The 14,265-nt window shown below is 62.6% G+C and carries 13 protein-coding genes, 1 tRNA gene and 1 other RNA gene; 8 read left to right on the top strand and 7 right to left on the bottom strand.

The genetic code is table 11. The features are described 5' to 3' along the window. Positions 1-41: 41 nt before the first annotated feature. From recR to AABA48_RS15110, 6 genes are all read right to left on the bottom strand, one after another. Complete coding sequence (gene recR, locus AABA48_RS15135) at positions 42-635, bottom strand: recombination mediator RecR (RefSeq protein WP_286351139.1); 594 nt, start codon at positions 633-635, stop codon at positions 42-44. 188 nt (positions 636-823) lie between these two features. Continuing rightward, the gene (locus AABA48_RS15130; protein WP_010940772.1) at positions 824-1,138 is read right to left on the bottom strand and encodes a YbaB/EbfC family nucleoid-associated protein; all 315 of its coding nucleotides are present in this window, start codon (positions 1,136-1,138) and stop codon (positions 824-826) included. Between the two features lie 70 nt (positions 1,139-1,208). Next, complete coding sequence (gene dnaX / locus AABA48_RS15125) at positions 1,209-2,969, bottom strand: DNA polymerase III subunit gamma/tau (protein WP_286351138.1); 1,761 nt, start codon at positions 2,967-2,969, stop codon at positions 1,209-1,211. 79 nt (positions 2,970-3,048) lie between these two features. Beyond that, positions 3,049-3,147, bottom strand: an RNA gene (gene ffs, locus AABA48_RS15120) — signal recognition particle sRNA small type. A gap of 93 nt (positions 3,148-3,240) precedes the next feature. Further along, a tRNA-Ser gene (locus tag AABA48_RS15115) sits at positions 3,241-3,328 on the bottom strand. An 11-nt stretch (positions 3,329-3,339) separates the two neighbouring features. Then, complete coding sequence (locus AABA48_RS15110) at positions 3,340-5,112, bottom strand: ABC transporter ATP-binding protein (protein WP_286351137.1); 1,773 nt, start codon at positions 5,110-5,112, stop codon at positions 3,340-3,342. A 652-nt stretch (positions 5,113-5,764) separates the two neighbouring features. On the opposite strand from AABA48_RS15110, the gene AABA48_RS15105 reads away from it, so the two are divergent. Genes AABA48_RS15105 through AABA48_RS15070 form a run of 8 tightly spaced genes read left to right on the top strand, consistent with a single transcriptional unit; the run spans position 5,765 to position 12,981 of the window. Continuing rightward, on the top strand, positions 5,765-6,349 hold the full coding sequence (locus AABA48_RS15105) for a 4Fe-4S dicluster domain-containing protein (RefSeq protein ID WP_039647364.1): 585 nt from the start codon (positions 5,765-5,767) through the stop codon (positions 6,347-6,349). Then, positions 6,346-7,236 (top strand): CoB--CoM heterodisulfide reductase iron-sulfur subunit B family protein, encoded by an 891-nt coding sequence (locus tag AABA48_RS15100; RefSeq protein WP_286351136.1) that lies wholly within the window; start codon positions 6,346-6,348, stop codon positions 7,234-7,236. Before AABA48_RS15105 ends, AABA48_RS15100 begins: the two co-directional genes overlap by 4 nt. Further along, positions 7,237-9,234, top strand: a complete 1,998-nt coding sequence (locus tag AABA48_RS15095) for a CoB--CoM heterodisulfide reductase iron-sulfur subunit A family protein (protein WP_286351135.1) — start codon at positions 7,237-7,239, stop codon at positions 9,232-9,234. Then, complete coding sequence (locus tag AABA48_RS15090; protein WP_286351134.1) at positions 9,234-9,734, top strand: hydrogenase iron-sulfur subunit; 501 nt, start codon at positions 9,234-9,236, stop codon at positions 9,732-9,734. Before AABA48_RS15095 ends, AABA48_RS15090 begins: the two co-directional genes overlap by 1 nt. 33 nt (positions 9,735-9,767) lie before the next feature. Further along, on the top strand, positions 9,768-10,697 hold the full coding sequence (locus tag AABA48_RS15085; protein ID WP_286351133.1) for a 4Fe-4S dicluster domain-containing protein: 930 nt from the start codon (positions 9,768-9,770) through the stop codon (positions 10,695-10,697). A 43-nt stretch (positions 10,698-10,740) separates the two neighbouring features. Then, positions 10,741-11,745, top strand: a complete 1,005-nt coding sequence (locus AABA48_RS15080; RefSeq protein ID WP_286351132.1) for a 4Fe-4S dicluster domain-containing protein — start codon at positions 10,741-10,743, stop codon at positions 11,743-11,745. A 12-nt stretch (positions 11,746-11,757) separates the two neighbouring features. Further along, on the top strand, positions 11,758-12,126 hold the full coding sequence (locus AABA48_RS15075) for a hypothetical protein (protein WP_286351131.1): 369 nt from the start codon (positions 11,758-11,760) through the stop codon (positions 12,124-12,126). 12 nt (positions 12,127-12,138) lie between these two features. Next, a complete protein-coding gene (locus AABA48_RS15070; protein ID WP_286351130.1) occupies positions 12,139-12,981 on the top strand; it encodes an FAD/NAD(P)-binding protein in 843 nt (280 codons plus the stop codon). Positions 12,982-13,079: 98 nt separating this feature from the next. On the opposite strand, the gene AABA48_RS15065 is transcribed toward AABA48_RS15070, so the two are convergent. After that, positions 13,080-14,255, bottom strand: coding sequence for an aminotransferase (locus tag AABA48_RS15065; protein ID WP_286351129.1), 1,176 nt, complete (start codon positions 14,253-14,255; stop codon positions 13,080-13,082). Positions 14,256-14,265: the final 10 nt, after the last annotated feature.

Below are 14,265 nucleotides of genomic sequence, written 5' to 3'. Positions count from 1 at the left end.
ACGTACAGCCCGAAACCTGTGCGTTGAATAGTACAACGTTGTTACAACTCGCTCCGTCCTTCCAGCGCCCGCTGCACCGTGGCCGCATCCACGAACTCTAGATCGCTGCCGAGCGGTATCCCGTGGGCGAGTCGTGTCACCCTGACCCCCAGGGGCTTGATCATCCTGGCCAGATAGAGCGCGGTTGCTTCGCCCTCCACGGAGAAGTTGGTGGCAATAACCACTTCCCGAACCCCTCCCCCCTCCAGCCGCTTCATGAGCTCCGCAACGCGGAGCCGGTCGGGTGTAACACCGTTGAGCGGGGACAGCGCCCCCTGGAGCACATGATAACGCCCCTTGAAGGCTCGGGTCCGCTCAACGGCCAGAAGGTCCTGGGGTTCCTCGACGACGCAGATGGCACCGTCATCTCGGGCATCGGAGCAAAACCGGCAGGGATCGTCCTCGGTAATGCCGAAACAGACGGAACAGAACCGCACCCGGGATATAACGTCCCGAAGACTGTCAGCCAGGGCAGCGGCGTTGTCGGGGGATTTCAAAAGATGAAAGGCGAGGCGCAGGGCGGTTTTCTCGCCAACTCCCGGCAGCTTTTGCAGTTCCGCGAGCAACCGTGACAATGAGTCTGAAAAATGTACCATACTTTATCCGCCATTTAAAACATTTTTTTATTATAATGTTAATAAAAAAATTTAGCCGAAATAAAATTTCGGCTAAATTACTAATTACAAGTGACTTTATCCAGAGAGGAACCCCCTCGCCGAACGCCTGTCCGAAGTCCGATCTTTCCCGGAAACGAACAGCAAATCAAGTTCGCGTATACTGCCCTTTAAAACAGGCCGGGAATATTGAGTCCGCCCGTAACCTTGCTCATCTCCTCGGCAAACTGGGATTGAACCTTCTTGAGCGCCTCATTTACGGCCGTGACGACCAGGTCCTGAAGCATTTCGACATCTTCCGGATCAACTGCCTCGGGCTTGATCGCCAGAGAAACAATCTGATTCTTGCCACTCACCACGGCGGTGACCGCGCCGCCCCCCGCGGTGGCCTCGGCGGTCCGATTGGCGGCTTCCTCTTGAAGTTTCGCCATTTTCTGTTGCATCATCTGAGCCTGCTTCATGATTCCGGCCAAACCCTTGGACATCTTCTCCTCCATTGTTACTGTGATGTAAATTTACTCTCGCTCAATGACTTTTGTTGAAACTAAAACATGGTTATAGCTTGCCTCGCGTCCCCAGCGGAGTAACCTCTGCGAGTGTTCCGTCAAAGACCTCAAGGGCCGAGGATACCGCCGGATGGGATTCGGCCGACCGCTTCAGGCCGGTGCGGCGCTGCTCATCTTCAGTTCTTTTTTTTTCAAGCAGGTTGGGAGGTGCATGGCCTTCACCGGTCAACACCTTGAGGGCAACCGTCATGGGTGCCGAGAAGAAGCGCTCCGCCAAGGCCTTGAGAGATGCTTGCGCATCGCCGTCCCGGAGGCTCGACAGGGCAAAGGAGTTTTCCGGAAAACCGATTTCTAGGCGGTCAGCGGCAATATGCAGCGGACTGCCGTACTCCAGCGATGTGCCGATCCGGGGCTTGGCCCCCTTGACGAATGCAACAAAATCGGCCCACTCATCCCCGGTCCGCCGAGGTTCCTGAACGGGCGAGTCACTACGCGACGGGGACGGCTTTGCCTCAGCCCCGGCAGGAACGGGGCGGGGTCGTTGTTCGGCCGGGGCAGAGGGTGTCGGACGCGGGTGGTCGGCCGGACGCGTCGGCACAGGGGTGACCCCGGCCTCCGGCGGGGGTGAGGGGCGCCATGACGCCCGGGCGTCGGCAGCAACACCGCTGCCCCGCTCCTCGATTCTGCCGAGCCTGTCCAGCAGTTCACCCACCGGCACCAGGGGCGCCAGCGTCGCCATTCGAACCAGCGCCATCTCCAGGACCAGCCGGGGGTAGCCCGAGTGAGCCAACTCGCCGTCGGCCCGCAGGAGGATTGTCATGTGCCGCTGCAGATCCTCCAGCAGCGCCGAGGATGCCTGTTCACGAACCGACTGGAGCTCCGCCTCGGAGAGGTCGAGCAGGTCTCCCGCATCGCCCACGGCCCTCATGATGGTCAGATTGCGGAAATGGTCGATAAGTTCGCCGCAAAACTGACGCATGTTGTAACCGAATTCGTCCACCCGGGCAACCACCCCGAGCGCACTGCGCGTATCACGGCCCAAAACGGCGGCCGACGCCTCCAGCAGCAGGCGCCGGTCCACGACACCCAGAAGGCTCACCACATCATCATCGTTCACCGTCTCGCCACAGAAGGCAAGCACCTGGTCCAGGACCGACAGGGAGTCCCGCATGCTGCCGTCTCCCTTGCGCGCCACCACGGCAAGGGACTCGTCGCTGATGGAAATCCCCTCACGGTCGACGATGTAACGCAGTCGGGCCACCACCTTTGCAAGCGGAATCCGCCGGAAGTCGAAGCGTTGGCAGCGTGAGAGTATGGTGATGGGAAGCTTGTGGGGCTCGGTGGTGGCAAAGATGAACTTCACGTGGGGCGGTGGCTCCTCCAGGGTCTTCAACAGGGCGTTGAAGGCGTTGGTGGAGAGCATGTGGACTTCGTCAATGATGAAGATCTTGTAGCGCAACCGCGACGGAAGGTACTTGACGTTCTCCCGCAGCTCGCGAATATCGTCGACGCCGGTGTTGGAGGCCCCGTCAATCTCAAGAACATCGACCGAGGTGCCGGCCGTGATCTCGGCACAGGCGGGACAGACGTTGCACGGCTCGGGACTCATACCCTGCTCGCAGTTGAGGGCCTTGGCCAGTATCCGGGCCGACGAGGTTTTGCCGACGCCGCGTGCCCCGGTGAAGAGGAACGCGTGGGCGATCCTGCCGGAATCAATGGCGTTCTGGAGGGTTCGGCTGACGTGCTCCTGTCCCGTGAGGTCGCTGAAGGTCTGGGGACGCCACTTTCGTGCGAGAACGAGATAGGACACGGGTCAACACCTCACTACGGGTTCGGTTCGTGCGCTTGCGAAGGGAGAGGGGCACATCGGGGATTTTGCGGGCACAACTGATAGCTGGGCTCCCCCGCGGCACACGGAATCAGCTACTACCGTTGCTTCCTTCCGGATCTGGCGGGGTTCATAACCTACCGTTGCGCGGGACCCAGCTATCAGCTCTGCCCGCAAAGGGGTTCCGGCCACCGGATCGGAGCGCCCGGACAGCGCGGATATGAAGGCTAGCCCAAGGGGCATGGATTGCTTATGGCGGAGAGAGAGGGATTCGAACCCTCGGTACCTTGCAGTACACACGATTTCCAATCGTGCTCCTTCGGCCACTCGGACATCTCTCCGGAACGATGGACTATAATACAGCATTTTCCGTTTGTAAAGCCCCTTTTTCCCCTTCCTTTTCCACGCCATCTTCCCGGAAACCGGCGATCTCGTCGCGCAACTGCTGCTCGTGCCAGAGGGCCGCGTAGGCTCCACCCCGGGCAACAAGTTCATCATGGCTTCCCTGCTCGGCAATGACACCGTCTTTGAGCAGCACAATGACATCACAGGTACGAACGGCCGAGAGTCGATGGGTGATAATTACCACGGTCCGATCACCGTAGTACCCGGCCAATGACCGGAGGATTTCCTCCTCGGTCCGGGCATCCACCGCAGAAAGCGGATCGTCGAGCACCAGGACGGAAGGATTGCGCAACAGCGCGCGGGCGATGGCCACCCGTTGCCGCTGCCCCCCCGACAGGGTTACTCCCCGTTCGCCGACGACAGTGGCAAGCCCCCGGGGGAAACGGGCCAGATCGCCATCCAGACTGGCCAGCCGCGCCGCCTGCATCACCTCGCTCTCCGTGGCCCCATCCCTGCCGCAGGCAATGTTCTCGCCGATCGTCCGGGAAAAAAGGAAACTCTCTTGGGGCACAAGGCCAATACACTGCCGGAGCACCTCCAGGGGAATCCGGTTAATGTCGGTTCCATCCACAAAAATCTGCCCGTCACCAACGGGATAGAGTCGCGCAAGCAGGCGCACGAGGGTCGTCTTACCCGATCCGACGCCCCCCACAATGCCGACCCGCGTGCCAGCCGGAACCCGGAGCGACACACCTCGCAACACCTCCCCGCTGTTGTAGCCAAAGCGGAGACCCCGCAGCTCGATCTCCCCCCGGATGGCGGCGACCGACGCCGGCGCCTCCGGGTCAACTACCTGCGGCCGGGCGTCGAAGATCTCATTCAGGCGGGCCATGGAGGCGCCTCCCCGCTGGATCAGGCTGAGTATCCAGCCAAAAATGACCGTGGGCCAGACGAGCATGGCCAGGTAGCCACTGAAAGCGACAAAGTCGCCCAAGGTGATAATCCCCTCGATGACGCGGCTTCCGCCCACAAAAAGAACCACCAGGGTGCCTAGGGCCGACGTGGCCGCCATGAGAGGGAGCATGAGCCCCCTCAGGCGCGCCATCGCCATATTGCTGGCAAAGTAGTCGAGACTTGCCCGGCGAAAGGCATCCACCGCTGCCGACTCGCGACGGTAGGCCCTCACCACGACGGCAGCGGAGACATTTTCCTCAGCCTGACTGGAAAGCTTCGCCAACTCCTCCTGCGCCCGCCGCGAGCAGTGATACATCTTCCGCGAGAGCCCCTTGACCACCAGGATCATAAGAGGGAACGGCGCAACAGCCAGAACGGTGAGCGTCACGTCAATGTTCGCCATGAGCACCAGCGCCGCCCCATAAATGACGGCCGTATTGATGACGTTCAGCACCCCGAAGCCCAGGAGCATCCGGATATTGGTCAGGTCGTTGGCGAAGCGCGACATGAGGTCGCCGGTCCGCTCCCCGGAAAAATAGGGCATGTCGAGGGAGAGAAGCTTGGCGAAAAGGTCCTCGCGGATGGCGAACTCAATCCTGCGCGCGGCGTGCAAAAGCCTGGTGCGCGAGAAAATGCGAATGACCCCTTGCACAAGTGCCGCGCCGATAATGACCCCGCCATACCAAGCCGGTGAGCGGGTCGCCTGACCGGGAGACCGCAGCCCTTCCACGGCAAGCTTCAGGAGCCAGGGGATCAGGAGTGCGCATCCGTTCGTGCCGACCAGGCAGAGGGCGCCAAAAAGATACGTGCGCCAACAGGGACGCATGTAACCGTATAATCGGGAAAGTTCGCTGATGAGAGACCTCGAAACCAACAGAGCTACCACCCCTTGTAATCCATTTCGCCCACCTTGTCAAAAGAGGCTTCCATAGACTGTTTCTTTTTTGTTACCATGCATTCAGCGGTTCCAACACACCGGCGAGCGGCCATCCTGGCCTGACCAGCACTAACAGGCCTGAATCCCTATAATTCGCAGCGATTACCCATTATCCCATCTCCTTCACCAGTCTTCATGGGTATTTCCAAGCGGTATTTTACCTTGACGAACCAAGGAGTTACATGGTAAACACAAAAGTGGTCTTACCACTTATGCGACACCTTGATCGCGCGCAAGCTTTTGGCAGATCGTACTGTTGCCATACGCCGTTTTACTTTGGCGTTGACAAAGCGGCCTTTCGTGTGATAGCACAATTTATCAAGACTAAAATTTTTCCCTACACCCACCCGTCAATACGCTGATGGCGGCGGCACTTGTTTAGTAAAAATAAAACAGCTGTTGGCCCTGCTATCATCCGGCAAGATCCGCCGGGGCATCATCCTGCCGCATCCGCGGAAGACACCCCTTCCTCCCGCCCCCAGATCTTGGCCCGTTCACCGTCGCTGTTTTCCTGCGGCCCCACCCGCCACCAGGAGGTAGTGTGAAGCACTCCACGATGCGCCTCTCGACCGAAACCATGAATCTCGGTTTCGTGCGCAAGGTCGAAGCTCTCTCGGGCAGTTCGGTCCGCCGCTGTTTCCAGTGTGGCAAGTGTTCGGCCGGCTGCCCCATGCGCTCGTTCATGGAGCACCCCCCCAACCGGATCGTCCGATTCCTGCAACTGGGTCAGTACGAACGCGTGCTGGCGGGACGCAGCATCTGGTACTGTGCCTCCTGCGAGACCTGCACCACCCGCTGCCCCAACAAAGTGGATCTGGCCGCCATCATGGACGCACTGCGCAAATGCTCGTGGGATGCCAAGGGCCCGTCCAAGGAAAGCCTGGTCCAGCTGGCGAACCGGCTGTTCATCGAAAACATCCGCACCTACGGCCGTCAGTACGAGATGCGGCTTGCCGCAGTCTTCAACGTGAAAAGCGGCCAGTTCCTCAAGGACCTGATGCTTGGACCGAAGCTGATCACCAAGGGAAAGCTCCGGATGTTCCACCGGAAAAACCGCAACATCGCAGAGATCGAGAACATCTTCGCCCGGATCGAAGCGCTGCGCAAAAAAGGTGAAGCCCCGTGACCCCCGCCAAGAACCTGCTGAACTATTCCTATTATCCCGGCTGCTCCCTCCACGCTTCGGCAAAAGAGTACGACGAGTCGACCCGGGGCCTATTCCGGGCGCTGAAAATCGGGCTCCACGAGGTCCCGGACTGGCTCTGCTGCGGCGCTACCCCGGCCCACAACGTGGACGAGCTCCTCTCTCTCTCCCTCTGTGCCAAAAACCTGTCCCTGGCTGAAGAGGTTGGAGGCGACCTGGCCGTGGCCTGCGCCGCCTGCTTTTCGCGCCTGAAGGTGACCCAGCACCGGCTGGCGGATAACGAAGAAAAGCGCCGGCAGGTGGAGTACGCCATCGACGGGAAGGTTTCCTTCGACAACAAGGTGAAGCATCTTCTGGAAATTCTGGCCAAGGACTTCGGCCTCGACCGGCTGACGGCAGCCGTGAGGAAGCCGCTGGAGGGGCTCAAGGTTGCCTGCTATTACGGCTGCCTGCTGACCCGGCCGCCCGAGGTGCCGGAACTGGACGACTGCGAGGCGCCGACCATCATGGAGCGGGTCATCGGCGCAGCCGGGGCCGAAACGGTTACCTGGAGCCACCGGATGGAGTGCTGCGGCGCAAACTTCACCCTTTCGCGTCCCGGCGTGGTACTGAAACTCTCCGGCGACATCCTCGCCTCGGCCAAGGCGGCCGGCGCCAACTGCATCCTGGTGGCCTGTCCCCTGTGTCACGGCAACCTGGACATCCGCCAGAAGGAGATCGAGGAAGCCAGCGGCCAGTGGTTCGACATGCCGGTCTTCTACATGACCCAGCTCCTGGCCCTGGCAGTGGGGGTGGCGCCGGCAAAGCTCGGGTTCGACAGCATGATCGTCAACCCCCTGCCGCTTCTGAAAGAGAAAGGGTTGGTCTAGATGTCCCGAATCGGCGTATTTGTCTGCCATTGCGGCGAAAACATCTCCCGCACCGTTGACGTAGAGCGCGTGGCCGGGGAACTGGCCAAAGTTCCCGGCGTTGCTTTTGCCACCGACTACAAATACATGTGCTCCGATCCGGGGCAGGGCCTGTTGAAAAAGGCGGTGGCCGAACACCGCCTCGACGGTGTCGTGGTGGCGGCCTGTTCCCCCCGGATGCATGAGAAGACCTTTCGCACCGCGGCCAAGGCGGCCGGCCTGAACCCCTTCCTCTGCGAGATGGCCAACATCCGCGAACACTGTTCCTGGGTTCACGAGGACCGGGACGAGGCAACCGCCAAGGCCATCTCCATTGTGGAGATGATGGTGGCCCGCGTCAAAAAGGACCGGCGGCTCGTGCCGATCACCGTACCGGTCACCAAGCGGGCCCTGGTCATCGGCGGCGGCATCGCCGGCATCCAGGCAGCCCTGGATATAGCCGACGCGGGCCACAAGGTGGTGCTCGTGGAGCGGGAGCCCTCCATCGGCGGACACATGGCCCAGCTCTCCGAGACCTTTCCCACCCTGGACTGTTCCCAGTGCATCATGACCCCCAAGATGGTGGATGTGGCCAACCATCCCAACATCACCCTCCACACCTACAGCGAGATCGAGAGCGTTGACGGCTACATCGGCAACTTCCAGGTGACCATCCGGAAGAAGGCCCGCTCCGTGGACGAGTCAAAATGCACCGGCTGCGGGGTCTGCATGGCCAAGTGTCCCCAGAAGAAGATCCCGAACAGTTTCGACAAGAACCTGGGGATGCGCCCCGCCATCTACGTCCCCTTCCCCCAGGCTGTGCCCAACACGCCGGTCATCGACCGGGAAAACTGCACCTATTTCAAGTCGGGAAAGTGCGGCGTCTGCGCCAAGGTCTGCGGCCCCCGGGCAGTGGACTACGAACAGCAGGACCAGCTCATCGTCGAGCCGGCCGGAGCCATCGTGGTGGCCACCGGCTTTTCGCTCTACGACATCGGCCCCAAGCCGGCCGGCTCCCCCATCGAGGGGTACGGCGAGTTCGGCTACGGCACCATCCCCGACGTGATCGACGGGCTCACCTTCGAGCGGCTTGCCTCCGCCTCGGGCCCCACGGGGGGCAAGATCGTTCGCCCCTCGGACGGGAAGGAGCCGAAACAGGTGGTCTTTGTCCAGTGCGTCGGCTCCCGGGCCCGCGAAAAGGGGATCTCCTACTGTTCCAAGATCTGCTGCATGTACACGGCCAAGCACACCATGCTCTACAAGCACAAGGTGCACGACGGCCAGGCCTATGTCTTCTTCATGGACGCGCGGACGCCGGGCAAGAACTACGACGAGTTCTGGCGCCGGGCCATCGAGGAAGAGGAGGCGGTCTACATCAGGGGAATGGTCTCCCGCCTCTACCAGAAGGGGGACAAGGTGGTGGTCATGGGGAGCGACGTCCACGTGGGTGTCCAGGTGGAGATCGAGGCGGACCTGGTGGTGCTCGCCACCGCCGTGCAGGCGCGGGAGGGAGCCGACTCCCTCGCCCAGAAGCTCGGCATCTCCTATGACAACTACAACTTCTACTCCGAGGCCCATGCCAAGCTCAAGCCCGTGGAATGCGCCACCGCCGGGGTCTATCTGGCCGGGGCCTGCCAGGGTCCCAAGGATATCCCCGACACCGTCAGCCAGGCGTCGGCCGCTGCGGCAAAGGTCATGACCCTCTTCGCCCGCGATGAACTGGAGCGGGAGCCCATCGTGGCCAAGGTGGACGAGCGGCGCTGCGTGGCCTGCCTTTACTGCAAGAAGGTCTGCCCCTACGGCGCCGTGGAAGAGAAAGAAATCCGCGACCGGCAGGGGAACCTGATCCGGGTCGTGGCCTACGTGAACCCCGGGGTCTGCGGCGGTTGCGGCACCTGCCAGGCCACCTGCCCATCCAAGAGCGTGGAGCTGGATGGCTACACCGACGAGCAGATAATGGCCATGATCGAGGCGCTCTAATGCACGTACACAAAGAGAAACACGCTTTCGAACCCAAGATAGTCGCCTTTGTCTGCACCTGGTGCACCTATGCCGGCGCCGACCTGGCCGGGACCTCGCGGATGCACTATCCCGCCAATGTCCGGGTGGTCAAGTTTCCCTGCACCGGCCGGATCGATCCGGTCTTCATTCTCAGGGCATTCCAGAAAGGGGCAGACGGCATCCTGGTATCGGGTTGCCATCCGGGCGACTGCCACTACATGGCCGGCAACTTCCACGCGCGACGCCGCTTCGCCGCTTTTCGCCAACTCCTGGACTTCATCGGAGTCGATCTCCAGCGGCTCCAGTTCTCCTGGGTTTCGGCCGCCGAGGGGGGGAAGTGGGTTGAGGTGGTGACCGAGCTGACCGAACGGATTCGCGCCCTGGGGCCCATGCCCGAATTCAAGGAACTGGAAGCCGAGGAACACTGGTCCGGGGCCATCGACACGCCTGAGCTCAAGGCCGCGTACAACGACATCTGAAGCCGGCTCCCACGGAGCTTGCAAGGGTTCATCATGACGAATACCGCACATACCATCGACACAGCGCTCTATGACGCCGTCACCGACGCCCTGCGGGCGGAAGCGAAAAAGGTCCTGGAATCGGGCACGGCTGCCGCCGTGATCGGCTGGCAGGCGGGGCGCCGCAGGGGAAGCGCCGTACCGGCCATCGTCACCGAGCCTGCCGACGCTGAAAAACTCATTTTTTCCCCCTCTTGCGTCAACAATCTGGCCCTCTACCTGACCAAGGCCAAGAAGGAAGTCCGGGAGAAGGGCAAGCTGGCCGTGGTGGCCAAAGGGTGTGACATGAAGGCCCTGGCCGGCCTCATGGGTGAGAACCAGCTCAAGCGCGACGACATCTACATCATCGGCGTGGCCTGTGCCGGGGTCTACGGTCCGGCGGTCCGGGGCAACGCCCCCTTGGACGACGGCACCCTGGCCCGCAAGTGCCGGGAATGCGCCGCAGGGCTCCCCGAAGGGGCCGATGTATCCCTGGGAACCGTCCCCCGGCGGCCCGACTTCACCCCCCACGAGGCGGCTGAACTGGCCCGGCTCGAAGCCATGACCCCGGCCGAGCGGTGGGCGTTCTGGAAGGAGCATTTCTCCCGCTGCATCCGCTGCTACGCCTGCCGCCAGGTCTGCCCCTTCTGCTACTGCGAGCAATGCCTCTGCGACCGCAACCGCCCCCAGGCGGTGGAGACCACGCCGCGTCCGGCGGGAAACATGGCCTGGCACATGGTCCGGGCCATGCACCTGGCCGGCCGCTGCGCCGGCTGTGCCGAGTGCGAACGGGCGTGCCCCATGGACATCCCGCTCAACCTCCTCAACCGCAAAATGGCCAAGGAGCTGAAGGAACTCTACGGCCACGAGGCGGGCTTCCAGGCAAAGGAAAAGGGTCCGTTGGCGGAGTACCGGGAAGACGACGATCAATCGTTCATAAAATAACCATGCAGGGGCGCCCGGCCGGGCCGCCCCTCCAGGAACCCCCATGCCGAAAATCATCACCGACCAGAATCTCCGCCTTCTCATCGATACGCTCGTGGGCGAGGGCAAACGGGTCATCGGCCCGAAAGCCGCGGGCACCCTGACCTTGTACGAGCCGCTGGCCTCTGCGGAAGAGCTGTCCCTGGGAGAGCTGCCCCGCCGTTCCGCCAAGGAGACCTTTTTCCCCCTGTGCGAGAATATCCTGACCTATGAAAAGAGCAGTTCCGGGACCACGGTGCACGACATCGACCCGGCCCGCTTCCCGGAGACGGTGCTCATCGGCGCCCGCCCCTGCGACGTGGCGGCGGCCCCGGTGCTCGACGCGGTCTTCTCCTGGGACTTCAAGGACGAGTTTTTTCTGGAGCGGCGGCGCAAGACCACGATCATCGGCCTTGCCTGTACCACCGCGGACGATGCCTGTTTCTGCACGGCGGTGGGGCTTTCCCCGGCGGACACCAGGGGAAGCGATCTCTTCCTCACCCCCCTGGCCGGAGGCACCTATCGCTGCGACGTGATTTCCGACAAGGGTGAGGCGCTCCTGACCGCCCATGCCGGGCTCTTTGACGAGGCGGATGCCGGCGAGCCCGTTCCCCTTGCCGAGCCCCAGCTGGGGCCGCTCGACCTGAACCGGATCAAGGCCTGGCTCGACACCCATTTCGAGGACCCCCTCTGGGAAAAGATCGCCGCCCGCTGTGCCGGCTGCGGCGCCTGTGCCTTTCTTTGCCCCGCCTGCCACTGTTTCGACATCAGCGACGAGGGGAGCGAGAAGCAGGGGGCGCGCCGCAAGCACTGGGACGCCTGCGGCTTCGGCAAATTCACCTACCATGCGTCGGGCCACAACCCCCGCGAGGTACAGCCCCATCGCTACCGCAACCGGATCATGCACAAGTTCAAGTACTACCACGACAAGTTCGGCCAGCGCCTCTGCACCGGCTGCGGACGGTGCATCCGCGCCTGTCCGGTAGGGATCGACATCGCCCAGATCATTGACGACATCAATAACAAGTAAGAGGAGTTCCCCATGGAACGCTTCATCAACATCGACCGGGTTGTCGCCGTCCAGATGACCACGCCGGAGGACAATCCGCTGGTGACCGACGCCAGCCGGATCATGGATGTCTGGTTCGACGGACCGGCCATCCGGAAACAGCTCTTCAAGAAGGTATCCAGAGCGGAGCAGGAACAATTCGCGGCCAACCTGCTGAAGCGCGGCTTCGTGCAGTCCGGCAACCTGCTGATCAATCCCAGGGCAGTTCTGTTCGCGGAAATGGAAAACCACCTGCTGGGTGGCGTGATCACCATCGGCTTCGGAGACAACAACCGCCCCGTGGAGCTCAAGGTAAAGGGCCAGGCATTCTCGGACCTGGCGGCAAAACTGGCGGAAGGATAAAAGGGCTCCACCATGTGCGACCACAAGAACATCTACCTCCCCCACCTGGCAACGATCGAGGAGATCGTTGACGAGACCCCCGACATCCGCACCTTCCGGCTCGTCTTTCAGGATGAACGGGTGCGGGAGCATTTTACCTTCAGGGCCGGCCAGTTTGCCGAGTACTCGGCCTTCGGCGCCGGCGAGGCCACCTTCTGCATCGCCTCGGCCCCCACCCGGCAGGGATACATCGAGTGCTGCTTCCGGGCCGTGGGGCGGGTCACGGAAGCGCTGCGTTCCCTGGAGACCGGCGACACCATCGGTGTGCGCGGACCCTACGGCAACTCGTTTCCCGTCGAAGAGTTCTTCGGCAAGAACCTCGTATTCGTGGCCGGAGGTATTGCGCTGCCGCCGCTGCGGACGCTCATCTGGCAGTGCCTGGACTGGCGGGAGAAATTCGGCGACATCACCATCGTCTACGGCGCCCGGACCGAGGCCGACCTCGTCTACAAGCGGGAGCTCAGGGAGTGGGAGGAGCGGGGCGACGTACGCCTGGTAAAGACCGTGGATCCGGGGGGTAATTCCCCCTCATGGGACGGACAGGTGGGCTTTGTGCCGACGGTCCTGGAGCAGGCAGCGCCGGCCGCGGAAAACACTATCGCCCTGGTCTGCGGACCGCCCGTCATGATCAAGTTCACCCTTCCCGTGCTGGAGAAGTTGGGATTCGCCGACACGGCCATCTACACGACCCTGGAGAACCGGATGAAGTGCGGCCTCGGCAAGTGCGGCCGCTGCAACGTGGGCAATGTCTATGTCTGCAAGGACGGCCCGGTCTTCACTGCGGCCCAGGTCAAGGCCATGCCCCAGGAGTTCTGAATCGCGAACGCTTCTGCGCAAAAGCCCCCTGCCGTGACATTCGGCAGGGGGCTTTTTTCGTTCCGCGGCAGGCGGATGAAAATCGGAAGAGGAGAACCTCAGGGGGCAAACGAGCGGAATCGCTCCACCGCGCCGGGGATGGCTTCGTCGCGGATGTTGCCGAAGGCGAGCCGGAGGTAGGATTCGAGGCCGGGGCCGAACACTTCGCCGGGGAGGCAGATGATGCCGGCTTCCACGGCCAGCCTGCGGGCAGCCTCCCGGCCGGTGCCCTCCTGCAGGGGATGCCGCACCCAGGCGAAGAAGGTGCCGCTCGCCACGAGGCTGAACGGATTGCCGGGACGGGTAAAGAGCGACCGGAAGAGGTCGTGCCGCAGGGTCATCATGAGCCGGTTCTCTTCCACCCAGCCGTCCAGATGGCTGACCCCGTAGAGCACGGCATGCTGGGTGATGCGCGGCTGGCAGACCGCCATGGTGTCCTGGGCCTTAAGGGCGTGGCCGATGAACTCTTTCGACGCGGCGAGACAGCCGGCCCGGTACCCCGTGAGGGCATAGGTCTTGCCGAAGGACATCAGGTGGATCAGGTGATCCCCCCAGCGGGGGTCCTGGAAAAGATCGTGGGGCCGCTCACCGCCGGGGATGAAGTCGGCATAGGTTTCGTCCAGGACCAGTGCGATGCCCCGGCGCCGGGCCAACCCGTGGAGTTCCTGGATCGTTTCCGGCGGCGTGACCACGCCGGTGGGGTTGGAGGGGGTCACCAGCAGAATGGCCCTGGTGCGCGGGGTGATGAGACGCTCCACCGCAACGGGGTCAGGCACCCCGCCCCGTTCCTCGTCAAAGGGAAGGTAGACCGGCCTGACGCCCAGGATATCCAGGGCCATGGGATGGTCGAAGTAGGCGGGGAGCGGGACGATCACCTCGTCCCCGGCGCGGCAGAGGGTCACCATGGCGAGCCAGAACGCCTGGCTGGCGCCGATGGTGAGGCAAAGCTGATCCGGATTCATGGCCGCGCCGTAGACCCGGCCGTAGCGGGTGCACACCCCTTCGCGCACCTCTGGGAGTCCCTCGTCGGGCGAGTATTTCGACACCAGCGGATCGTCCAGAAGCACCGCCAGGTAGTCGGTCAGCTGACGGGCTGGCGGATAGTCGGGCACGGCCTGGCACAGATCCACCAGCGGGCGCTCCGGGTCGGGCTCCCGGTGAGCGAGCCAGCTCTTGACCTCGGAGATGGGAGCGCACTGGACTGACCGGATCTGATCGGAAATGGAAAACTTCATCGGCGCCCCC

Source organism: Geobacter sp. 60473, assembly GCF_036323535.1.
Classification (GTDB): domain Bacteria; phylum Desulfobacterota; class Desulfuromonadia; order Geobacterales; family Geobacteraceae; genus Geobacter; species Geobacter sulfurreducens.
Note: the sequence above shows the minus strand (reverse complement) of the source record. Positions and strands in the feature narration are given on the sequence as shown.